Here is a 216-nt window from a genome sequence, read left to right on the forward strand (position 1 = left end):
AGGCGAGGATCGTGGCGGTGGTCGCCGCCTCGGCGGCGAACCCCTGGGCGGGCTCGACGTCGGTGATGCCCCGACCCATCGTGCGGATGATGCGCCAGCCGCCGGAGTAGGTGCCCGCGGCGATGGCGATCGCGCACGCGGCGATGACCCACAGCTCGGGGCCGCTGCCGACGGTCTGGAATCCCGCCGCGATGAGCGCGAGCGTGATGACGCCCA

1 protein-coding gene is annotated in these 216 nt (G+C 73.6%); it reads right to left on the reverse strand.

From position 1 onward, the window contains the following. Positions 1 to 216: inorganic phosphate transporter (locus tag FJ658_RS15155; protein ID WP_141146216.1), on the reverse strand; the 216-nt coding region annotated here is incomplete at both ends.

The organism is Schumannella sp. 10F1B-5-1, from assembly GCF_006517535.1.
GTDB lineage: Bacteria > Actinomycetota > Actinomycetes > Actinomycetales > Microbacteriaceae > Schumannella.